Source organism: uncultured Gilvimarinus sp. (assembly GCF_963972205.1).
Classification (GTDB): Bacteria; Pseudomonadota; Gammaproteobacteria; order Pseudomonadales; family Cellvibrionaceae; genus Gilvimarinus; species Gilvimarinus japonicus.
The window spans coordinates 34,822-56,199 of the sequence record NZ_CAXAUC010000011.1 but is presented as its reverse complement, the minus strand read 5'-3'; the positions used below and the strand labels follow the sequence as shown (position 1 = coordinate 56,199).

General features: G+C 52.6%; 20 protein-coding genes. 16 read left to right on the top strand and 4 right to left on the bottom strand.

The genetic code is table 11. From position 1 onward, the window contains the following. Positions 1-3 precede the first annotated feature (3 nt). The 11 genes from AACY82_RS14565 (at position 4) to AACY82_RS14515 (ending at position 15,499) form a co-directional block, all read left to right on the top strand. Entirely contained in the window at positions 4-1,791 is a 1,788-nt protein-coding gene (locus AACY82_RS14565) for a GspE/PulE family protein (protein WP_339617576.1), read from the top strand. Further along, a complete protein-coding gene (locus AACY82_RS14560) occupies positions 1,778-2,998 on the top strand; it encodes a type II secretion system F family protein (RefSeq protein ID WP_339617575.1) in 1,221 nt (406 codons plus the stop codon). The genes AACY82_RS14565 and AACY82_RS14560 overlap by 14 nt, the downstream gene beginning before the upstream one ends. Beyond that, positions 2,995-3,513, top strand: a complete 519-nt coding sequence (locus tag AACY82_RS14555) for a hypothetical protein (RefSeq protein WP_339617574.1) — start codon at positions 2,995-2,997, stop codon at positions 3,511-3,513. The genes AACY82_RS14560 and AACY82_RS14555 overlap by 4 nt, the downstream gene beginning before the upstream one ends. A 233-nt stretch (positions 3,514-3,746) precedes the next feature. Further along, positions 3,747-4,184 (top strand): type II secretion system protein, encoded by a 438-nt coding sequence (locus AACY82_RS14550; RefSeq protein ID WP_339617573.1) that lies wholly within the window; start codon positions 3,747-3,749, stop codon positions 4,182-4,184. Positions 4,185-4,189: 5 nt separating this feature from the next. Beyond that, the gene (locus AACY82_RS14545; protein ID WP_339617572.1) at positions 4,190-4,615 is read left to right on the top strand and encodes a prepilin-type N-terminal cleavage/methylation domain-containing protein; all 426 of its coding nucleotides are present in this window, start codon (positions 4,190-4,192) and stop codon (positions 4,613-4,615) included. Beyond that, positions 4,605-5,093, top strand: coding sequence for a prepilin-type N-terminal cleavage/methylation domain-containing protein (locus AACY82_RS14540; protein ID WP_339617571.1), 489 nt, complete (start codon positions 4,605-4,607; stop codon positions 5,091-5,093). The genes AACY82_RS14545 and AACY82_RS14540 overlap by 11 nt, the downstream gene beginning before the upstream one ends. Then, positions 5,093-5,881 carry a prepilin-type N-terminal cleavage/methylation domain-containing protein gene (locus AACY82_RS14535; protein WP_339617570.1) on the top strand — a complete coding sequence of 263 codons (789 nt, stop codon included), beginning with the start codon at positions 5,093-5,095 and terminating at the stop codon, positions 5,879-5,881. The genes AACY82_RS14540 and AACY82_RS14535 overlap by 1 nt, the downstream gene beginning before the upstream one ends. A gap of 444 nt (positions 5,882-6,325) precedes the next feature. Then, positions 6,326-10,450, top strand: coding sequence for a DUF6701 domain-containing protein (locus AACY82_RS14530; protein ID WP_339617569.1), 4,125 nt, complete (start codon positions 6,326-6,328; stop codon positions 10,448-10,450). Between the two features lie 279 nt (positions 10,451-10,729). After that, positions 10,730-11,998: an FAD-dependent oxidoreductase gene (locus tag AACY82_RS14525; protein WP_339617568.1), complete on the top strand. Its 1,269-nt coding sequence runs from the start codon at positions 10,730-10,732 to the stop codon at positions 11,996-11,998. A 5-nt stretch (positions 11,999-12,003) separates the two neighbouring features. Further along, a complete protein-coding gene (locus tag AACY82_RS14520) occupies positions 12,004-14,688 on the top strand; it encodes a nitrate reductase (protein WP_339617567.1) in 2,685 nt (894 codons plus the stop codon). Between the two features lie 40 nt (positions 14,689-14,728). After that, positions 14,729-15,499 carry a VIT1/CCC1 transporter family protein gene (locus AACY82_RS14515; protein WP_339617566.1) on the top strand — a complete coding sequence of 257 codons (771 nt, stop codon included), beginning with the start codon at positions 14,729-14,731 and terminating at the stop codon, positions 15,497-15,499. A gap of 36 nt (positions 15,500-15,535) precedes the next feature. Here AACY82_RS14515 and AACY82_RS14510 read toward each other — a convergent pair whose 3' ends face one another. After that, complete coding sequence (locus AACY82_RS14510) at positions 15,536-16,075, bottom strand: ACT domain-containing protein (protein WP_339617565.1); 540 nt, start codon at positions 16,073-16,075, stop codon at positions 15,536-15,538. Positions 16,076-16,175: 100 nt separating this feature from the next. Here AACY82_RS14510 and AACY82_RS14505 point away from each other — a divergent pair, with 100 nt between their 5' ends. The 3 genes from AACY82_RS14505 to rlmM are packed head-to-tail and all read left to right on the top strand — an operon-like array spanning position 16,176 to position 18,097. Continuing rightward, positions 16,176-16,400, top strand: a complete 225-nt coding sequence (locus AACY82_RS14505; RefSeq protein WP_339617564.1) for a YheU family protein — start codon at positions 16,176-16,178, stop codon at positions 16,398-16,400. Between the two features lie 3 nt (positions 16,401-16,403). Continuing rightward, positions 16,404-17,042 carry an alpha/beta family hydrolase gene (locus tag AACY82_RS14500; protein ID WP_339617563.1) on the top strand — a complete coding sequence of 213 codons (639 nt, stop codon included), beginning with the start codon at positions 16,404-16,406 and terminating at the stop codon, positions 17,040-17,042. After that, positions 17,039-18,097 (top strand): 23S rRNA (cytidine(2498)-2'-O)-methyltransferase RlmM, encoded by a 1,059-nt coding sequence (gene rlmM / locus AACY82_RS14495; RefSeq protein ID WP_339617562.1) that lies wholly within the window; start codon positions 17,039-17,041, stop codon positions 18,095-18,097. The genes AACY82_RS14500 and rlmM overlap by 4 nt, the downstream gene beginning before the upstream one ends. Here the strand turns inward: rlmM and AACY82_RS14490 are convergent. Continuing rightward, entirely contained in the window at positions 18,094-18,375 is a 282-nt protein-coding gene (locus tag AACY82_RS14490) for an antibiotic biosynthesis monooxygenase (RefSeq protein ID WP_339617561.1), read from the bottom strand. The two genes, rlmM and AACY82_RS14490, sit on opposite strands and share 4 nt — an antisense overlap. A 79-nt stretch (positions 18,376-18,454) precedes the next feature. Then, positions 18,455-18,886: a hypothetical protein gene (locus AACY82_RS14485; RefSeq protein WP_339617560.1), complete on the bottom strand. Its 432-nt coding sequence runs from the start codon at positions 18,884-18,886 to the stop codon at positions 18,455-18,457. Positions 18,887-19,073: 187 nt separating this feature from the next. Here AACY82_RS14485 and tusA point away from each other — a divergent pair, with 187 nt between their 5' ends. Continuing rightward, complete coding sequence (gene tusA / locus AACY82_RS14480; RefSeq protein WP_339617559.1) at positions 19,074-19,313, top strand: sulfurtransferase TusA; 240 nt, start codon at positions 19,074-19,076, stop codon at positions 19,311-19,313. Between the two features lie 16 nt (positions 19,314-19,329). On the opposite strand, the gene AACY82_RS14475 is transcribed toward tusA, so the two are convergent. Then, the gene (locus tag AACY82_RS14475; RefSeq protein WP_339617558.1) at positions 19,330-20,031 is read right to left on the bottom strand and encodes a hypothetical protein; all 702 of its coding nucleotides are present in this window, start codon (positions 20,029-20,031) and stop codon (positions 19,330-19,332) included. Between the two features lie 444 nt (positions 20,032-20,475). Between AACY82_RS14475 and AACY82_RS14470 the strand changes: the two genes are divergently transcribed. Then, positions 20,476-20,976 carry an elongation factor P hydroxylase gene (locus tag AACY82_RS14470; protein WP_339617557.1) on the top strand — a complete coding sequence of 167 codons (501 nt, stop codon included), beginning with the start codon at positions 20,476-20,478 and terminating at the stop codon, positions 20,974-20,976. Positions 20,977-21,378: the final 402 nt, after the last annotated feature.

Below are 21,378 nucleotides of genomic sequence, written 5' to 3'. Positions count from 1 at the left end.
GTTATGAGCCCAACTGCCCCTAAAAAAATTCGCTTAGGTGATCTGCTGGTCAGTCAACAAATGATCAGCCAAGCCCAGCTTGAGCATGCGCTACAAGAGCAAAAATTAACAGGCCGAAAATTGGGCCACACACTTATTGAGCTAGGCTTTGTCGATGAGACCGAGCTGCTAACGCTGCTCTCCGATCAGCTGGAAATTCCGTTTATCGATTTAAAGCAGTTTCGATTTGATCCCGAGTTGGTTCGGCGTCTGCCCGAAATGACGGCGCGGCGCTACCGGGTAATGTTGCTGCGCGAAGACGCCGACGGCCTGCTACTGGGGATGGCTGACCCAACCGATATATTTGGTTTAGACGATATTCAGGCGCAAGTCGACAAGCCGTTAAAACCCGCGGTGCTGCGCGAGGCTGATTTACTGGATGTGTTAGATTTAGTCTACACCCGAGCTAGCGAGATCGCCTCCCTGGCGGGTGAGCTGGACGATGAGCTGCAAGAGAGCGCGATGGACTTGGCCGATGTCGCCGATGCGGTGGGCGACTCGGATGCGCCAGTGGTTAAGCTCCTGCAAAAGATCTTTGAAGAGGCCATTAATGCGCGCGCATCGGACGTGCACATCGAACCGGATGAAACCGTGTTGCGTATTCGCAACCGAATTGACGGCGTGCTACTAGAGCAGGTAATGAACGAAAAACGCATCGCCTCGGCGCTGGTGGTGCGTTTAAAGTTGATGTCGGGTTTGGATATATCGGAAAAACGTATTCCGCAAGACGGCCGTTTTAACCTGAAAGTATCCGGGCGCAACATCGACGTGCGTTTGTCGACCATGCCGGTGCAGTTTGGCGAATCGGTGGTAATGCGCTTGCTTGACCATACCGACGGTGTACTGCCTCTCGATAAAGTAGGGATGCCGCCGGAGATGATGGCGCGCTTTCGCCATATTATTACCCGCCCGCACGGTTTGGTGTTGGTCACCGGGCCGACCGGCTCTGGTAAAACCACTACGCTTTACGGCGCTTTGTCCGAGCTTAATCAACCCGAGAGTAAAATTATCACCGTAGAAGATCCGGTGGAGTACCGCCTGCCGCGCATCAACCAAGTGCAATTACACGAGCGTATAGGTTTAACCTTTAATAGCGTACTGCGCGCGGCATTGCGGCAAGACCCGGACATTTTGCTGGTGGGCGAGATTCGCGATGCCGAGTCGGCCGAGATCGCTTTGCGCGCCTCTATGACGGGCCACATGGTGCTGTCGACGCTGCACACCAATGATGCAATCACCTCGGCTATGCGGTTAATTGATATAGGCGCCGATGGTTATTTGGTCGCGACGGCGCTAAAAGCCATTGTTGCACAACGCTTGGTGCGCAAAATTTGCAGCAGCTGCACACAGGACTACCAGCCCGACGCTAACGAGCGACAACTGATTGCCTCGCTGAGTGCGCGGTGCGATGCGACGGGAGTACAGTTTAAAGTGGGCACCGGCTGTCCGCATTGCCACAACACCGGTTACCGTGGTCGCATAGGGGTGTTTGAGATGCTCGAGATTAACTCGGCGATGGCCGAGGCACTGCGCATCAATGATATTAGCGCGTTTGGCCGGGCCGCCAGCAACAGTGCGCGGTTTGCGCCCCTAAGCGAGGCCGCGTTTGGCTATGCCATAAAAGGCGTGACCACCCTTGAAGAGGTTATGCGCATCAGCGCGCAAGTGGATGACGAGGCCCCGGGAAGCGCCCTGGCCGGTGTAGCGGCGGGTGCTGCCGACGCAAGCGAGCAAGATCATGCCGGTATTTGAATACAATGGCCGAGACGGTAAAGGCCGGGCGGTAAGCGGCCAGCTGGAAGCGGGTTCGCCCGAGTTGGCGGCGGGTACGCTCGCAGGGCGGGGCGTAACGCCAACGCATATTGCCGAGTACCACGCCAAAAAAGATCCGCTGCAATGGCTCGGGGTACTCAATCAACAGAGCAAAGTAAAGCTGCCCGATTTAATTGTGTTTTGCCGGCAAATGTACACCATTACCAAAGCTGGTATTCCATTAGTTAAGGGCATTCGCTCGCTGGCGGCATCGCTTAAGCACTACACATTGCAAGCCACCCTTAATGACATTGCCGATCGGTTAGAAACCGGCCTGGAGCTTTCCGTGGCAATGCGCGCTCACCCTAAAGTGTTTAGTCCGCTGTTTATCTCGCTGGTATCCGTGGGCGAGAACAGTGGTCGGCTCGATCTAACCTTTATGCAGTTGGCCGAGTACATGGAGCGTGACTTGCTCACCTCGCGAAATATTCGTCAGGCTTTGCGCTACCCGACATTCGTTATTATCGCGTTGGTGCTGGCTATGGCGATTATCAACATTAAAGTGATTCCCGCTTTTGCCGGAATGTTTAGTAAATTTGGTGCGCAGCTGCCGTTGCCCACACGCATACTCATTGGCGTCTCGGATTTTTTTGTCGCCTATTGGCCACTTATGTTAGTAGCAATTATCGCTGTATCTATCGCTGTATGGCGCTATGTTAAAACCCCGGCCGGGGCCAAGTTATGGGGCAGAAAAAAGCTAAGCTTGCCTATTATTGGCGACGTGATCGAGCGAGCGTCTATGGCGCGTTACTCTCGCTCGTTTGCGCTAATGTTGGATGCCGGTATGCCGTTAACCACGGCGCTGGACTTGTGTGCCAAAGTCATCGATAACGCTTATTTGGCTGAAAAAATTAATGGTATTCGCAGTGGTGTTGAGCGCGGAGAGAGCTTGTATCAAACTCATTTAATGAGCGGCATGTTCACACCTTTGGTATTGCAGATGATCGCCGTAGGTGAAGAGAGTGGTCAAGTTGACACTTTATTGGCGGAGGTGGCGGGTTTCTATGAGCGTGAAGTCGATTACGATGTGAAAAAACTGTCAGATAAAATTGAGCCATTACTGATTGTGATTATGGCCGGTTTTGTTTTGGTACTGGCGCTCGGCATCTTCCTCCCCATGTGGGAGATGTACAACATCCAAAAATGATGATGTATGGAGGCCGTAACCGGCAGCAAGGCCTAACCCGCTATGAGTTTTTGTGGGTTAGCATCGTGTTTGGCGTACTGCTAGCGCTGGCCCTTGGCTATTATCAGCGCCTAGCGGCGGAGTCCCAGCGCTTTACACTACAGTTGCAGGCGCGTAATTTTGCCCAAGCCGCCACAGTGGTCCGAGCCTTTTGGCAGCTAAAAGCAAAGCCTGCCGATACGGTTGAGCTAGATGGCTTTGTCTACCGGGTTAATAAACGCGGCTGGCCCCTAGACGCCCACCCAGTAGCCCCTGGCGCAGGGGCGCTCGGTGGTCCTAAGCGCTGCGAAAGGTTGCTATTTTCGTTGATTATTGCGCCAGAGTCTGCCACAGTAAATTCAGGGAGCGGCACTAACATTAGTGCCAAGCCCGATACCGAAGGGGGTTGTCGCTTCTACGGCGCAGGCGCCAGTAAGGCTCTATACTATGAGTATAGCGCTCGTGATGGGGGCGTGACTCAGGTGTTTGCAAATTAGCCGACACCGTCTAAGGTTTGGCTGCTACCGCTCGGCAAATCAAGCGGTTAAAGTGATTGGCGTGAAACTTGTATGCTGTTATAAGTAAGTGGCTGTATCGCCAAGATATTGGCGGCCCACAACCGTTACAGGGACGACTCAAATACTTTTGGTGCGCTTGGCGTGGGAAGCGGCGAAGCGAACTAACTTTAAACAACCGGCGCAAAGCCGGTTAGCATAACTGGAGAGACACTATGAAAAACCAACAAAGTGGTTTTACCCTGATCGAGCTGATTGCGGTTATTGTTATTTTGGGCATTTTGGCGGCTGTCGCGGTGCCACGTTTTGTGGATTTGTCGACTGCCGCCGAACAAGCCGCTGCACAGGGGGTCGCCGGCGGTCTTGCTAGTGCGTCTGCCTTGAATCATGCGAATAATATCGCTAACGATGCAGGGTTAACGACTACAACCACCATTACTACGATTGCTACTTGTCCCGCAGTTGCTAATTTACTCGATGGCGGTTTACCAGCTAATTACACCATTACTGCAGGCACTGGTACAGCGCTTGATGGCGGTGGTGTGGGTACTGAAGGCGGATCTTCAACGTGTACTCTTACTTTAGATACTAATGCTGATGGAACTGCTGAAGCAACACAGACTTTCACAGCTTACGGTGTTACCGCACCATAATTGGCATGAGTCAGTGCTCGAAGGGCTTTACGTTAATCGAGCTGATCGCCATTATCGTTATCCTTGGCGTGATCGGGATAACGGTTAGCTCGCATTTTACCGATAGCGACACTGCCTCTGTACAAACAAGCCGCGACGATCTCGTCGCGGCTTTATTTTTCGCCCAACAAAAAGCTATGGCGCAGTCGGATATTACGTTGGCGGTAAGCGCCGGTGGGGTTGATGTGCAACAGGCTGGCAGTTCAATAAGGCTACACAAAGATGCCTACCCATTAATGTTTGTTAATGGTGTCAGCGTGTCCCCAAGCCAAAGCTACACTTACAATAAGCTCGGTCAAATCACCAACTTAGCCGCAACTGCTCAGTTAACGGTACAAAAGGGAGGCACTTCGGTGGAGGTTACCGTTGAGCCCAGTGGTTATGCGTACTAATCCCTTGCCATTCGTTTTACATAGCCGGCGCGCTAATCGCGGCGTTACTTTGGTGGAGTTGATTGTTTTTATCGTTGTCATCTCCGTCGCCCTTGGCGGTTTACTTGGGGTGTATCAGTTTTCGGTAGTTAACAGCGCGGACCCAGTTAAACGCTTAAAAATGTTGCAGTACGCTCAGGCACGTTTGGATGCGGTTATGGCGCTGCGATACGACGAGAACACCCCAGCCGGTGGAGTGCCTGCCTGTGATTCAGCGGGTGCATTACCTTGCAACAATACCACCGAAACCGATTATGACGATGTGGACGATTACCATGACGTTACAGATTGGCCAGACTCAAGCTCAACATTTTATAGCCGTACTGTAGCGGTAGAGTTGACCAGCTTAAATGGCTTGCCGGCTAAATTAATACAGGTAACCGTTACCACCACCGATGGCGAATCACTAACGTTAGCCGGTTACCGGGTGAACTTTTAATGCGACACTCACGGGTGGCAAAAGGTTTTACCCTTATCGAGCTGATCACCGTTATTGTGATTGTGGGGGTACTGGCGGTAATTGGTACACAGTTTATTGTCAGTAGCGCCGAATCTTACGACGCCACACAAAAGCGTGCGCTGTTAGTAAACACTGGTCGCCAAGCGTTAGAGCGAGTGACACGCGAGCTGCGTGGTGCCCTGCCATACAGTGCAGTGCATTTAACCAGTGGCGCGGGTGAGTGTATTAAATTTATGCCGATAGCGGGTGATGGTCACTACCAAAACCCTATAGTTGCGGGCGTTTCTACAACAGAAGTTAATACCAGCTTTTATCGCGTTGATGCAAATCAGGCGCGTTATGTCTCGATCGCGGCGTTAAGTAGCGCAGAGTTAACGTTAAGTGCATCGTCGTCTCTCGCGGCATTAGCGGTCACTATGGCACCATCGGCTACTAGCGATAGCGGTGATTTAGCTTTGGCCGGCACTCATATGTGGCTTAGAAACTCTGCCAGCCAACGTTTTTATTTGCTCGATGCACCGCGAGCTTTTTGCCTGCTTGCTGGCGAGCTTAGGTACTTTAGTAGCGTGGTTGTCGATGAACAAACGGTGCCGCCAGCAGGCGGTTCTACGTTAATTGCACATAACGTTACCGGTGAGGGCACGGGGTTTACGATTGGCTTAGACACCGTGACCAATCGTTCAGTAGTAACATTAAGCTTGCGCTTCTCTCGCCGTGGTGAATCGGTTGCGTTGCAGCAGGAGGTTGCGCTTCGTAATGTCCCCTAATGTGAATCATACTCTTTCTAACTCCCAGCGTGGTTTTTTGTTGCCGGTAGCAGTTTTTATTTTGGTGGTCATGAGTGTTGCCGCCATTGCCCTGTGGCGTTCTAGCATCCAGTCAAGTAACTCCACTGTCCAAGAGCTGATTAGCACTCAAGCACTATACGCAGCCGAAAGTGGCGCCCAAGCGGGAGTGGGTCAAATATTTACGGGTGCCGATCGCGATGCTGTAAATGCCCAATGCGATGCCTTAAATCTGACGTTAAACTATTCCGTATTAGGCTTACGGCAGTGTTCGGCTCGGGTGAGTTGCAGTTTCATTTTGAGCCCGCCGAGTCCTAATGATACTGGTAGCGTGTACGTAATTGATAGTGTAGGTACTTGTGGGACTAGCATAACGGCTGAGCGCACGGTGCGGGTTGATGCCTACTTGGGCGAGGAGGAATAAGCATGGCTGCCTCTCGTCGTTCAGTTTATGTGTTTTTGTGTACCTTGTTTTTGTTCGCATTGTCGTCACCGGCGTGGAGCGTGTCTTGCGCTGCTGTATTTACCAATGGTTGGCAAACTAACACCAGTGGCGGACAAATTGGGGCGGGTTATCAAGCGCTGGTTACCGGTGGTAGTAACATTATCGACTCTCCTAATTTAAGTGTGCAAAATCCGCCGGGCCAGCCAAGTTGTGGCGGTGGGACGTGCACGATAAGTGGTAATCCCGCAGCGCCAGCGCCAGTAACCTTTATAACAGGCACCGCTAGTAATGGCGCTATATCTGTGGGCTATCAAGGGAGTGCATCACGAGCTGAAGGCGACTATGGCAATGTCACCTTAGAGAACCAATCGCAATTTACTTTTACTACCAACAACGGTACTTACTACACAAAGACTTTTGTGGCTAGGGACAGAGCTACCCTTAACTTAGCGCCGGGTAGTTACTGGGTTGATGGAAATTTATCGCTGGCTAACGATGTTGTTGTCAGAAGGCAAGGTGGCTCGGGCACTGTTCGGTTGTTTGTTAAAGGCAATGTTACGATTAATTTTGCAGCGAGCTTTGCAAATTTTTCAGCGGGTGATTTGTTGATATACGCCACGGGAAACGTGAGCCTGCAAACTCGTTTAAATATTCCCGCATTTGTTTATGCCGTTGGTAGTGTGCAAACTAATAATTATCAGGGGCAATTAACGGGTGCTATGTCGGGGGCGCAGTTAACGATTGGCCAAGAGCATCGCGTTAACTTTGCCGGTGGTGTGTTAAATAGTGTTGACTTTGCGCCTTTCTGCGGACAAACAAATCCGCCCGCCGTACTTCAGGCAAACTGGCGTTTTGATGAGTTTAGTTGGCAAGGCAATGCCGGTGAGGTATTAGATTCTAGTGTTAATAATCGTCACGGAACGGCCTCTGGCGATGCCAGCACATTACAGGATAACCCTGCTATTGCCGGTGACCCGGGCACTTGTCGCTACGGCACTTTAGATGGCAATGGTGACTACGTCACCGTGGCGGGTTTATCTAACACGCTAAACGATAGCGCAAGTTTGGCGTTTTGGATTAAAACCACCCAGACAGGGGATGACGTCGGCTGGCGTGCGCCCGGTATTACTGGCGTTGAAGTGGCGGGCGGTTCTGATGATATCTTTTGGGGCTGGTTAGATAGCTCGGGGCGAATTGGCCTATCAGTTGGTAACACTTATAACACGAAGTCCAACTTATCGATTAATAATGGCACTTGGCGACATGTAGCGCTAACGCGTAACGCCGCGTCTGGTGATTACAAAATTTATATCGACGGCGCATTGGATTCAAGTGGTGCAGGCCCGACCGGAATCATTGGCACCGCTTACAATCGGTTGGGGCGCATCGAAGATACCGGTGGCACGCCAGTGGATTTTGCCGGCCAGCTTGATGAGGTGTACTTGTATAGCGGTGTGCTCACTGATACCGAGGTAAGTGAGTTAAGAAATAGGACTCATCCGTGCCCCGGTGAAGTTTGCCCGACTGATGATGGTGAGCCTCGGGGGGGGCTGTTGGGGGACTATTACAATACTCGCGATTTTTCTGGCGCATTGGCCGGGCGCCGTGTTGATGCCCCTATCGACTTTAATTGGACGGATGGCCCGCCAGGCGTTAACGGTGTTACACAAGATCAATTCTCGGTGAGGTGGAATGGCTCTATTCGAGCCACAGAGACGGGCGCTTATCGATTTCAGACTGCATCGGATGATGGGGTTAGATTGTGGGTCGACAACCAATTGGTGATTAATCGTTGGAATGATCATGCCGTAACCACTGACACCAGTAATGCGGTTAATCTCGAGGCCGGCGGTGTCTATCCGGTGCGAATGGAGTTTTACGAAAATGGCGGTTTGGCCGAAATTCGCCTGCGTTGGCGTACCCCGTCATCTAGCAATTATGTGCCTATTCCCGCGGGTGCTGACGCTCCCAGTTTAACCTCGGGCCTTTATTACTGTGGCACCGATCAGGTCGCTTATTATGAAATTGCTCATGCTGGGCGCGGCCTGACTTGTGAGGCTGAGCCTATTACAATCACAGCGTTTGATAGCACAGGTACGCCGGTTGCACCACAAGCCGGTACGAACTTAAGTTTAGGCACCTCTCCGGCAACCGGCGTTTGGCCGGAGGGAGAAGTTTATATTTTTAACGGCACTGAATCGCAAATTATACGTTATTTACGACAAGATCAGCCGGCCACTTTGAACATTAATGTTTACGATGGATTAGCCAGCGAATCGGCCGCGGCAGACCCTGATATCGAATTTTCTGATGTCGGTTTAAAGTTTTACCAAAGCCAAGGGCTGGAGCCTGTTGCCAACCAAGTTGCTGGCACTGCCGACCCGAACCCAGTGTTGCGAGTGGTGCAAACGGATGATGATTCCGGCGCTTGTGTTACGCGGGTACAAAATCGCTCCCTTGATGTCGCTTTGGGTTTTGAGTGTGTAAACCCCAGCAATTGCGTTGCTGGGCAAGCGCTTACTCTTGCTGGAGTGAGCGTTGGTGCTAACGCACAGGGCGCAAGTGGCAATTTGACGGCCGTTAACCTAGGTTTTGCTGCAGACGGGTTTGCCGCTATCCCCCTTATGTACACGGATGTTGGGGAAGTGCGTTTGCATGGCACGCTAACGTTGCCGGAGGATGGTAATAACCCTGCGATTACGGTGACAGGCGCGAGTAATTCTTTTGTGGTTAAGCCGTACACCTTGGCAGTTAGCGACGTAAGCCGAGCAGATGCAACCGCAAACCCCAAAACGCAATCGACAGGCGAGGGTTTTGTGGCGGCCGGCGAGGCTTTTTCTGTGACGGTAGAAGCACGCAATAGCTTGGGCAATGTCACCCCAAACTTTGGTAATGAATCTACGCCGCAGAAGCCGGTGCTAGACGAGGCAGATTTAACGCTGCAATACCCTTCAGGCGGTTCGAAAGGTACTTTAAGTGGCACGGGTGCCTTCACCAAAGTGAGCGGCAATAGTGGCCAGTTTAACAATATCTCACTGCGCTGGAGTGAGGTGGGTAGCTTTACCATTGAGCCGCGACTCAATGGTAATAAATACTTAAGCGCGGGCGATATTGTCGCGCCAACCTCCAGTGAAACGGTTGGACGCTTTTACCCCTACGAATACGTGCTTAATTCTGCGACCTCGACCAATGCCTGCGAGGCTGGGGGGCTGTCCTTCAGTTATATGAGTGATCCGACTATAGGTTTGGACTATCAGTTGCAGGCTAACAACCTTGGCGGAATTATTGTCACCAATTACGATCAGCCTTTAGGTTATTCCGGAACTGCAAGCGTTGAATATGTTTACGAAAACAATGGCGAGTGCTTAAGCAGCTCTGGAAGTTGTAGTTATAATCGGTTAATCGCTGGTGTAGAGCCGTGGAAAGCGGGGCAAGTGGAAGTCTCATTAACTAATGTGAGTTTTCTGCGTGACTCCGCCCCCGAGGCGCCGTTGATGAACTTACAATTGGCGCTCAATGTAAATGATAGTTTGGATGGCAGGTCGCTCACCGGAAAGAACGTGAATCCTGAGGCGAGCGGAAACTGCGCCGCCGATGACAGTTGTTCGGCCGTGGCATTAGGTGAGCCGCTCAACTTGTTGTATGGTCGCCTTTTTTTGGGCAGTGCTTATGGCCCGGAAATTCTCGATTTACCCGTAAAGTTTGTCACCGAGTATTACACCGGAGCGCGTTGGCAGCGCAATGACGATGACAGCTGTACACGTATTGCTCTTAGTGATGTGACATACCCCAGTGGCTCGATTGAAGTCGATGCCAACCGAAACGTTACTTTAGGTGCCGGTGCCACTCGCGGTGAGTATGCCGACGGAGGTATTGAAGCCGGTGAGCTTACTTTCGCTGAGGGGCAACGGGAGCATTATTTCTCGGCTCCAGGCGGGGGTAATACCGGCACCTTTGAGGTTAATATCGCTATGACTCCCTATCCTTGGTTGGACTTCGACTGGAATAACGATGATTCGGATGATGGGGCGATCACAGGTGAGTATCAATTTGGCTCTTACCGCGGCCACGATCGCATTATCTACTGGCGCGAAGTTTTAGAATAACTCCATCAAGGCCCCCTCCGGGGCTTTTCAGTCAGCGGTACAGCCCTGCACCGCGATAGAACCTGTGGCGGTGCGCCGCTTATTGTTCCCCCGATACTCGTTGGCCTGCCTTTTGCTCTTTACCTAGTTAACCAGAAAATTCCTTTAAATAGAGAGGGTTGTTGCGTCATGCGGGTGCATGGTTACGCAGCTTTGCACTCAAATGGTGTTTGGTGGTGTGCAGGCAGGTGAGCTTTAGTGGTGCGCCTGTTGCGGCAACCTCACAGGGTTAGGTAAACGATGCAGACAGGCGATAAACCCAGATTAGTGATTGTTGGTAATGGCATGGCCACGGGCCGTTTTTTGGACGATGTGCATAAGCGTGCACCGGGCCAGTTCTCGATTACTGTGATCGGCGACGAGCCCGAGGGCAGTTACAACCGCATTATGTTATCGCCGGTGCTGGCCGGAGAGACGAGTGCATCCGATATTATCGGTAAGCCCGCGCACTGGTATCGCGAACAGGGTATTGAGTTTTTAGGTGGGGTGCGCATTGCCCGCATCGATAGGCAAGCGCAGTGCGTTGTGACCAGCACCGGCAAGAGCTATCGCTACGATCACTTAGTGTTGGCGGTGGGTTCGCGTCCGGCGCGTATTCCGGCCAAAAATCAGGATGTAGACAATATTTATGCGTTTCGCACCTTGCAAGACGTTGACCGTATTATGGCATCTGCTCATAGCGCGCTTGAGTGCGGCAAATCCGCTGATACCGATGCCCTAGTGATCGGCGGTGGTCTACTGGGGTTGGAGGCTGCCTATGGCTTGGCGCTAAAGGGGTTGCGGGTAATGCTGCTGCACCGCTCGGGCTGGTTGCTTAATCGTCAGTTAGACCCAGCCGCCGCGCTTTTATTGCAGCAGGTGATGGAAAGTAAAAACATTAACTTTATTTTGTCGGACGAGGTGGTGTGTTTTACCGGTACGGATCAAGTTGAAGGTGCTCAGTTAAAAAGCGGTAAATCACTAAGCTGTAAACTTGCCGTGATTGCCACCGGTATTACCCCGAACGTCGAACTAGGGTTAGAGGCGGGCTTGGTTGGTAAGCGTGGCATCGAGGTTGACGCGTGCATGGCAACCTCTGACTCACATATTAGCGCTATTGGCGAATGCACTGAGTTTGAGGGAGCCACCTTTGGTTTGGTTGAGCCTATTTGGCAGCACTGCGCGGCGCTGGCCGATCGTTTGTGTTTTGCTAAGACAACACGGTTTGTAAACTCGCCAGTACCCACCAAGCTAAAAGTTTCCGGTGTGCAGTTGTTCTCGGCCGGTGATTTTATCACTACCGGTGCGCACCGTGAGTTGCTCTATGAAGATGCGGCAAACGGCGTCTACAGAAAAATCCTACTAAAAGATAACCGGATCGTCGGTGTGGTTTTGTTTGGCGATACCCGCGATGGACCCGATTATTTTGCCATGTTACAGGATCAACGCGATGTTTCTGACATTGCGCCGTTTTTACTAATGGGTCGCGCGTTTTATGCCGCCGCGCCTAACCAACCGGTAGCAGCCTAAACCTTATGACTTCTACAGCACACATTATTACGACCGATAGCACTATTGCGCCGAGCGCGACGGTAAACACCACATGCTGTTACTGCGGTGTTGGCTGCGGTGTTAGCGCTGAGGTGAAAGACAATCGAGTCGTGGCGGTTAAAGGCAACCAAGAGCACCCGGCAAATCTGGGACGCTTGTGTGTCAAAGGCTCGTCTTTGCATGAAACGCAGGCATCGCCTGACCGTTTGCTAACACCGATGCTACACGGCAAACCCGCCGATTGGGATACTGCGCTGGGTTTTGCTGCCGAAAAATTTCAAGATATTATCGCCGAGCACGGCCCAGATTCGGTGGCGTTTTATTTGTCGGGCCAACTGTTAACCGAAGACTATTATATTGCCAATAAGTTAATGAAAGGCTTTATCGGTACTGCCAATATCGATACTAATTCGCGCCTATGTATGGCCTCGGCGGTGGTGGCCCATAAGCGAGCCTTTGGCTCCGATGCGGTGCCGGGCTGCTATGAAGATTTAGAGCAAACTGATGTGCTGATCTTGGTGGGTTCGAATACCGCTTACGCGCACCCGGTGGTGTACCAACGTATTGCTCGGGCCAAAGAGCTGCGCCCCGAGATGCGAATCGTGGTGCTTGACCCGCGCCGCACGGCCACGTGCGAAATTGCCGATGTGCATCTGCCGATTAAACCCGGCTCCGACGCGTTCTTTTTTAATGGGTTATTACAGTACCTGCAGCAGCATAACCATGTCGATCACGCCTATGTTGCCGCGCACTGTAACGGTTTTGACGAAACCTTAGCTGCGGCCAACCAGCAAGTGCCAACCCCTACGGCAGCCGCCGATTTTTGCGAAGTGGACCCCAAAGATGTCGAGCGGGTTTACCGTTTGTTTGCCGAGCACGACAAAGTTGTGACGGTATTTTCGCAAGGGGTTAATCAGTCTTCCTCGGGTGTCGATAAAGGCAACGCACTTATTAATTGCCATTTGGCTACTGGTAAAATCGGCAAGCCGGGCGCCACGCCGTTCTCGATTACCGGCCAGCCCAACGCTATGGGCGGCCGTGAAGTGGGCGGTTTGGCCAATCAGCTTGCCGCGCACATGGGCTACGACAACCCTGAAAGTATCGAGCGGGTAGAGCGCTTTTGGCAGGCGCCGAATATGGCTCGCCGCGAGGGGCTAAAAGCGGTGGATATGTTTGATGCTATCCATGACGGCAAGATTAAAGCCGTGTGGGTTATGGCCACTAACCCTGCAGTGACTATGCCCGATGCCGGCAAAGTGCGCGAAGCGCTGAAAAAATGCGATTTAGTGATGGTGAGCGATTGTATCGGTAATACCGACACGGCCAAGTTGGCCGATGTGGTGCTGCCTGCCTCTACCTGGAGTGAAAAGCATGGTACCGTGACTAACTCGGAGCGCTGTATCTCGTTGCAACAAGGCTTTTTGCAGCCTCCCGGTGAGGCACTACACGACTGGCAAATTATTGCCCGTTTTGCCGCCACATTAGGTTTTTCCAAGCATTTTAATTATCGGCATCCGGTCGAGATCTTTCGCGAGCACGCGGCGTTATCGGCGTTGGATAATACTGATTCAGTGGCCCGGCGCGGGTTTAATATCGCCGCGTTGGCGAATATTAGCGAGCAAGATTATCAAAACCTATCGCCCATTCAATGGCCGGTTACCGCCGACGCCCCCGAGGGTACCAAGCGACTATTTGCCGACGGGCAGTTTTTTACAGCCGATCGCCGCGCGCGATTAGTGCCGGTAACCGCCCGGTTACCGGAAAAAACGGCGCTGCCCAATCAGGTGATTATGAACACCGGCCGTATTCGTGATCAGTGGCATACCATGTCGCGCACCGGTACTGCCGCTAAGTTACTGGGCCATGTGGATGAACCTTATATTGATGTTCACCCCGATGATATTGCGCGCTTTGGTTTGTGCGCGGGTGATTTGGCTGTACTTAAAAATCGCGGCAGCGTGTATTACGGTCGCGTTAAACCGTCCGAGTCGCAGCGCGTGGGCGAGGTATTTGTGCCTATGCATTGGAATGGCAAATACGCCTCGTCTAGCTGTGCTGATGCTTTGGTAAACCCAATCGTCGATCCGCTGTGTGGCCAGCCAGAATTTAAACACTCGCCGGTAATGATTAAACCCTTTCGTCAGGCGTGGAATGGCTTTTTGATTTGCGCTGATGATATTAGCCCTGACTGTGAATACTGGGCCAAAATCACTCTAGATGACGGTTACAAGTTTCGCGTGGCCGATGGCAAGCGGCTGCCCTCTTGGCGGGATTGGGCGCACTCACAGTTTTTGGCGATTACCGATTGGGTCACAGTGGAAGACTCCGACCATCAGTTTTTTCGTACGGCGGGCTTTATAAATGGCAAGCTCGCGGCGGTATTTAGCGCCGCAACCGATAAAAAAAGCGCGCCTGAAATGCGCTGGCTGGAGCAACAGCTAGGGCAAACCATCGATGCCGCGGGGCGCTTTGCTATACTGGCAGGGATACCCGGTGCGGGCGTTGAAGACGAGGGCACGATTGTCTGCTCGTGTTTTCAGGTCGGCGAGAATACGATCCGCAAATCCATTAGCAATGGATGCGGTAGCGTCGAGGCGCTGGGTGAAGCCATCAAATGCGGTACTAACTGTGGCTCGTGTATCCCCGAGCTGAAGGCGATGCTGCGTTAAGTTCACAGCCATAGCTGCTTTGGCTGCAAGGTTTTTGCTTATGTCGTCACCCATTACCCCCGCCGAGCGCGAGCAGTTAATGGCTCGCCACGCCCCGGCGCGAATCGCTAAGAGGCTGGCCCAAGGGCCCTCACAAAACTACCTGCGCGATTTTATTTACGGCGCCATCGATGGCGCTATTACTACCTTTGCGATTGTGGCCGGCGTTGCCGGCGCTGGCTTGTCGGCGACGGTGGTGATTGTACTTGGGCTTGCCAATCTGTTGGCCGATGGTTTTAGTATGGCGGTGAGCAATTATTTGGGTGTGCGCGCCGAAAACCAACTCCGTGACAAAACCCGGCGACAAGAGATGCGGGAAATTGCGCTTTACCCTGAAGGTGAGCGTGAGGAAGTTCGGCAGATCTTTTTAACAAAAGGTTTCGAGGGAGCGGCACTTGAGTCTATTGTCGATACCATAACCGGCGATGAACGGCTGTGGGTGGACACTATGCTGCAAGACGAGCACGGTTTAACACTGGAGTCGCCAAGTGCCTATAAAGCTGCCGCAGTGACTTTTGTGGCATTTATTAGTTTGGGTGCATTGCCGCTGTTGCCGTTTTTGGTTAACGCAATGAGCGCTGGTGTTATTGCCCAGCCCTACCTATACAGCTGTTTGCTAACGGGTGTCAGTTTTGTCTTGGTTGGCGCCGCCAAAGGCGCTCAGGTAGGCAGTTCGCGTTGGGTGGCAGCGCTCGAGACGCTGCTAATGGGCGGCGCCGCCGCGCTACTGGCCTACGGCGTTGGCTACGGGTTGAATGGTTTGATCGCGTAGCCTGCAGGGCGGAGGTATGTAAAGCGTAAGTCAGAGTTAATGCTTAAGTTCGGGCGCCTCCGGTTGCTCAATACGAACATCCACCGCAAGCTCGTCGGCGATTACATCAAGCTGATCGTATAAATCATCCATGTCCACATCGGCGGGTACGCGGATAAACCCCGTAGCCTCAAACATCGGGTCGCCCGACCAAGGCATACTGGAGCAATCGGTTTCTAGCTCCTCCACACTGATGCCGCGCTCGGCAAAGGCCTCGGCAATTTCGACCACAATGCCGGTGCGATCTGGGCCTACCACGCTAAACGCAAAGTGATGATCGCTACTGTCGGTTTCTTTGTCGGCGAGCTCGGCCACGATGTGCAGCCCATCGTTTGACAGTGCTTTTAAGCTGGCAAGCAATGCAGAGTGATTTTCATCGGGCACCGCGACCTGTAGAATGCCGGCAAACTTACCGGCCAAGTGGGCCATCCGGCTCTCTAGCCAGCTGCCTTGATGGGCGTGAATGGTTTTGGCCAACAATTGCACAACCCCGGGGCGGTCTGCGCTGATAACAGTGAGTACAAGATGCTGGTTCACGTGATGTCCTTTTATTGTCATGACTCGATTATGATATACGGCGCCGCTAGGCGTAAGCCGCCACTGAGCAAAACGCACCCCTAAGATAACACAGGCAAACATGATTATTCCCCATCAGCAGCTAGCGCCCGAAACCCTCGATGCGCTGATCGAAGAATTTGTCACCCGCGAGGGTACTGAATACGGCGAGCAAGACGTGCCGCTTACCACTAAAGTGAGTCAGGTGCGTGGCCAGCTAGAGCGCGGTACCGTGGTGATTGTGTTTGACCCTGCAATCGAAACCACCTCGCTGGTGTCGGCCGATCAACTGCCTCCAGGAATCTAGTCGGTGGCGTTATTGATTGATCGGGCGCGAGACGATGCGCCAGCCCTTGTTTTGGCGCACGGCGCTGGCGCGCCGATGGATAGTGGCTTTTTACAGCGCTTAAGTGAGCTGCTGTGTGAGCTGGGTATTAATGTCGGCCGCTTTGAGTTTCCCTATATGGTCGAGCGGCGCCTGAACGGTAAAAAGCGCCCACCCAACCGTCAATCCGAGCTTATCCAAGCCTGGCATGCGGCATTAGCTATGGCTAAGCAGGAGTTTAACGGGCCGGTGTTTATTGGCGGTAAATCACTGGGAGGAAGGATGGCGGCGGTGTTAGCAGCAGATATCAGTGTGCCTGGCGTGATTTGTTTTGGTTATCCTTTTCATCCTCCTGCTAAGCCCGATAAATTGCGGGTTGATACCTTGCAACAACTACCTTGTGAGACGTTGATCATCCAGGGCACGCGAGACAAACTTGGCGACCGCCAAGAAGTGACGGGTTATGCGTTGCCCGAGAATATCGCGCTGCAATGGTTGGAAGACGGTGATCACGATTTTAAACCCCGGGTTCGCTCGGGTTACTCGCAGGAGCAGCACATAGCCACGGCCGCACGAGCGGCGGCGGATTTTATTGTGAGTACAACCGTTAGGAGCCTAACGTGAATCACCTTTATTTGCACTGTCGCAGCGGCTTTGAGAAAGAATGTGTGGCCGAAATAAATGATTTGGCCGCAGCCTACGGCATTTATGGTTTTAGCAAAACGGAGCCTGCAAGTGCATTGGTAATCTACGTCACCCACGAGCCCGATGGCGCGGAGCAGCTAGTTAAGTGGCTCGAATTTAAACGCTTAATATTTGCGCGCCAGTGGTTTGTCGGGGAAGGGATCTTGCAAGAGCTGCCAGTCAATGACCGGTTAACACCGCTGCTGGCGCAGGCGCAAGCATTGCCGGTGGCCTGCGATCTATGGCCCGAAACCACCGACACTAACGATGGCAAGTCGCTCACGGCGTTGGCGCGTAAGTTTAGTAAGCCGTTTATTCAGGCGCTTAAACGCCATCAGCGCTTAGCGCCTTCGGCAAAGTGGCGTTTACACGTGTTGTTTTTATCGGGCACCAGCGCCGTTGTGGGCGTGGCGCCCGTTAACAACAGTGCTAGCGTGGCCATGGGCATCCGACGGTTGCGCCAGCCCTCGGCCGCACCGAGTCGGGCGACCTTAAAGTTAGAGGAAGCCTGGCACCATTTTATCCCTGCGAATGAATGGGATGAACGCCTGGCCGGTGGTATGCGTGGGGTTGATCTTGGTGCCGCGCCGGGTGGCTGGACGTGGCAATTGGTGAATCGAGGTATGTTTGTCGATGCAGTCGATAATGGGCCAATGGCGCAGTCGCTGATGGAGACCGGGCAGGTGATGCACCATGAAATGGACGGTTTTGTCTACGAGCCGAAAAAAGCGGTGGATTGGCTGGTGTGCGATATAGCCGATAAACCGGCACGTACGGCCAGCTTAATAGGTCGCTGGGCCGAGCGGCGCCTGTTTCGCGAGGCGGTGTTCAACTTAAAGCTACCGATGAAGCAGCGTTACGCAGAGGTAACGAAACTGACCGAGCGGCTAGCCGATACGATGGCGGCCGCTGGGATTAACGCGGATATTGCGTTTAAGCAGTTGTACCACGACCGTGAAGAGGTTACCGGGCACATCCGCTTGCTAAAACGCTAGCGCTCTAGCAGGGTAATTTTTTCAAAGTCTGATAAAGTTGGGTTGAGCTGGTTCATGGCCTCGTGCCGCTCATCGCTGTAATACCACTGTTTCCAGTCGTGTAACGAGCGCCACTTCGAGAGCAAATAGCGGTGGTTGCCGCGTTGCATATCGCTCAATGTTTCGCCAGAAATAAACCCAGGTGCACGGTGGGCTGCCTCGAGTGCCATCTGGGCGGCCACATCGTAAGTGCTTTCCATTGTGTCGGCGATGTGTCTTTCGACTAAAACGTAAATCATGGTTTACCTTTTTTGCGCGGCTTTTCAGCTCTTGGTTGGCGCCTCCGTTTGGCGCCTTTATTTTATTGTAACGCAAAAATTAATGGACTGCTGCCGTGTGAACCAACCAATCGCCAAGCGCTATCCATTCGTCCAGTAGCTGTTTAAGCGGTCTGGCGCTGTGACGCTGGGGCGGTGATTGCTCCAGCCACAGCGTACCCATTGCGGTAAGGTTGGCAATAATACGGGTAATCGATTGGGCGCCCAGCTCGTTGATTAGGGGGTAGAAACCTATCTGACGACGATCAATACTTTGGTGGTAACTGCCGTGTTGGTTTGTTTGCTGCAGTAGTTTACAAACTTGCTGGGCCAGCGCGGGCTCGGTATCGCGCAGTAAGTCCTGTGTAAGCAGTAAGTTTTGGCAGCTAAACATTTGCTGTGAGGCGGGCGTGAAACCGTTGGAACCTGGCTCGCAGCCGTACAAATGTGCCATAACAACAAGCTCCCGCGCCATCTGACGCTTAGGAATCATAGGCTAAGCCTGCGTGGCAGGCTTTTCCGGGGTGGCATCTGATACTATATAAAAAAGTCACTGGTAAAAGCACGGTTTTGCATGCCTTGGTGCGATGACAAAAGCGATGCCGCCGCCGCACGTGACTAACATTAAGTTTAGCAACCGCTCAGGCCGTTGCTTGGCGGTTTTAAGATGATATGACGCTATGAATGAGAAAGTTGATAATATTTTGGACACCAAAGGCTTGCTGTGTCCAGAGCCCGTCATGATGCTGCATCAGGCGGTAAAAAAAATGGCGGTGGGTGATGTTATTGAGGTGCAGGCGACAGATCCATCGACGACGCGTGACATTCCTAAGTTCTGTTTGTTTTTAGGTCACGAGTTAGTCGCAGATAAAGAAACGGACGGTGTTTATTATTACACCATCCGTTTGGCCGAGCGATAGATTACAAAAGTTTGGTTTATGGGGTTTCTTCGACGAGCATCGAGATGGCCGCGAGTGCTTCTGGGTCTTCGGCTTTGATCTTGTTGGCAATTTGGTGCTGAAAAAAGTAGCGAAACTCATCGTGCTGTTGCGCTGAGTATAAGCATTCATCACCGGGGAGCACCGGGGTGCTACTAACCTTGTCGGCATCGGTAAGCATGCCGTAGATACTGCCGTCGTGCAGTAGCCGCCAGCTTACTACCTCCACCAGTGTTAGCTGATGATTAGCAGGGTTGGCCAATACCGCGTGCGTGCCGATGGTGTCGGGCAGCTCTTGGACCACATCGTCGTCGTTTTCGCACTCTAGCTCGTAGTACTCAGCCGCTGTTTCCAGTTCGATGATTTTGTGCATCGGGGCATCAAAAAAGACTTCGTCGATACCGGCATCGTAATAGCCTTCCCACTGACCGTTTAACGGGTCAAAGACGTCGGTACACGCGACAATGTCATTCAGCCAGGGGACTAGCCCCACGACATCACCGTTGGCCCTAAGGCCCCAACATAAAATCTTTAAACTAAAGAGCTTGTCTGGGTTACTTTCGTTGGAGTAGAGCATTTCCAGTCCGTCGAGCTCGGCCGACAGGCGTATAAAACGCTGATCGTGGAGTTCGCTGAAGGATTTGCCAGAAAAGAAATCAACAACGTTATCTGAGTTGTCGTTTTTGACGGGGGTCTTCATAATACACACCTCCTAGATGAGGCCGGGGACCGGACGAGGCTCTGATTGAGAAATACATAAGGGTACGATTACACGCTATTGCGAACCGATACCCGCAATAACAGGGCCATCACTACATAAGGTATATGCTTATCTGCTTTAGCACAATACCTGCCTGACAAAAATTAATGCCCTGGCGGTTGAGGCCGCCGCGTTGAACTAAATTCGTCCCACCACACAGTGACGATTTTGACCGCGAGTTGACGAAATTAACGACATTTGGCCTGAATGTTTGACTGGGTAAAGTGCCGCAGGAGTGCCGGCTGTTGAGGGTTATTTCGTGCGTTGGGGCAGTACTGGGAGCATTTCCGTCACCATAAGCGCCGCAGCTGATACGCCGTATATCGTTAACCTGCGACCTGAGCCAGCCGCGCCCGGTGGGGCGAGGGCAATAGAGACATTGAAATGAGTTTGTTTGCAAGTGACGATGACGCCTGTAGAGCTCTGATTGGGGTGTTGAAAGAAATACTCCCGGAGGTGAGCTTTATTGGCGGGGCAGAGGAGCCTGTTTATGTGGCCCCTAAGGGTGGGGCTCCGGCAGAAGTTCACTTTAGGAGCAACTACCCAAGAAGCTTGCTGCACGAGCTATCACATTATTGCCTAGCGGGAGATCGTCGCCGGGGTTTGGACGACTTCGGCTTTTGGTACACGCCTTGTGGTCGGTCAGAGCAAGAACAATACGAGTTCGAGATGGTTGAGGCTAGGCCACAGGGCCTAGAAAAAGCGATGTGTGAGATCGTCGGACTGCCGTTTACTCCCAGCTTAGATGACTTTTCCGGCCGTCCGCCATCCGATAGTTTTGTGGCGGGCATGCACGAGGCCTATTTAGAGATGACAAGCAACCCGCCGCCAACCGCTAAAAAAATACTACTAGGCCTTAATGGCTTGATAGCGAAAGCCAAATAAGGGCCCGTCGCCTAGTGTTATAAATGTGTCTGCTGATTAGGGTTGCGGGCGCGGCAATATGCTTACAGGTTATGTCCTGCATAAACGGCTGCCGATAGCCTCTTATCGGTTCACTCTTATAAGTCCCGCTTGCGGAGCGCGCTTATCAACGGCTCTTGAAGCTCTGCATCTCATGGCGCGCGTCACAACCTCTTCGAGCCGTTTAACTCGCAAGGCCAGATGCGGCCGCGCTGTGTTTGGGGGCGGCGTTGAAGGTGGCGCCGGGTTGGCTGGTTACCGGTATCGTTGGCGCCCTGTGGTCGCATTCTCGCCTTTTTATTGGTAATACACTCTGGTTGCTATGGCTCAGCTTGCACTCTTTGCGATGTCTAGGAGTGCCAATGGCTATGGGCTCGATAGGGT

Excerpts from the sequence above, each read along its gene's own strand:
- AACY82_RS14565 (WP_339617576.1), top strand. The coding sequence starts at position 4 with ATGAGCCCAACTGCCCCTAAAAAAATTCGCTTAGGTGATCTGCTGGTC.
- AACY82_RS14560 (WP_339617575.1), top strand. The coding sequence starts at position 1,778 with ATGCCGGTATTTGAATACAATGGCCGAGACGGTAAAGGCCGGGCGGTA.
- AACY82_RS14555 (WP_339617574.1), top strand. The coding sequence starts at position 2,995 with ATGATGATGTATGGAGGCCGTAACCGGCAGCAAGGCCTAACCCGCTAT.
- AACY82_RS14550 (WP_339617573.1), top strand. The coding sequence starts at position 3,747 with ATGAAAAACCAACAAAGTGGTTTTACCCTGATCGAGCTGATTGCGGTT.
- AACY82_RS14545 (WP_339617572.1), top strand. The coding sequence starts at position 4,190 with ATGAGTCAGTGCTCGAAGGGCTTTACGTTAATCGAGCTGATCGCCATT.
- AACY82_RS14540 (WP_339617571.1), top strand. The coding sequence starts at position 4,605 with ATGCGTACTAATCCCTTGCCATTCGTTTTACATAGCCGGCGCGCTAAT.
- AACY82_RS14535 (WP_339617570.1), top strand. The coding sequence starts at position 5,093 with ATGCGACACTCACGGGTGGCAAAAGGTTTTACCCTTATCGAGCTGATC.
- AACY82_RS14530 (WP_339617569.1), top strand. The coding sequence starts at position 6,326 with ATGGCTGCCTCTCGTCGTTCAGTTTATGTGTTTTTGTGTACCTTGTTT.
- AACY82_RS14525 (WP_339617568.1), top strand. The coding sequence starts at position 10,730 with ATGCAGACAGGCGATAAACCCAGATTAGTGATTGTTGGTAATGGCATG.
- AACY82_RS14520 (WP_339617567.1), top strand. The coding sequence starts at position 12,004 with ATGACTTCTACAGCACACATTATTACGACCGATAGCACTATTGCGCCG.
- AACY82_RS14515 (WP_339617566.1), top strand. The coding sequence starts at position 14,729 with ATGTCGTCACCCATTACCCCCGCCGAGCGCGAGCAGTTAATGGCTCGC.
- AACY82_RS14505 (WP_339617564.1), top strand. The coding sequence starts at position 16,176 with ATGATTATTCCCCATCAGCAGCTAGCGCCCGAAACCCTCGATGCGCTG.
- AACY82_RS14490 (WP_339617561.1), bottom strand. The coding sequence starts at position 18,375 with ATGATTTACGTTTTAGTCGAAAGACACATCGCCGACACAATGGAAAGC.
- AACY82_RS14485 (WP_339617560.1), bottom strand. The coding sequence starts at position 18,886 with ATGATTCCTAAGCGTCAGATGGCGCGGGAGCTTGTTGTTATGGCACAT.
- tusA (WP_339617559.1), top strand. The coding sequence starts at position 19,074 with ATGAATGAGAAAGTTGATAATATTTTGGACACCAAAGGCTTGCTGTGT.
- AACY82_RS14475 (WP_339617558.1), bottom strand. The coding sequence starts at position 20,031 with ATGAAGACCCCCGTCAAAAACGACAACTCAGATAACGTTGTTGATTTC.
- AACY82_RS14470 (WP_339617557.1), top strand. The coding sequence starts at position 20,476 with ATGAGTTTGTTTGCAAGTGACGATGACGCCTGTAGAGCTCTGATTGGG.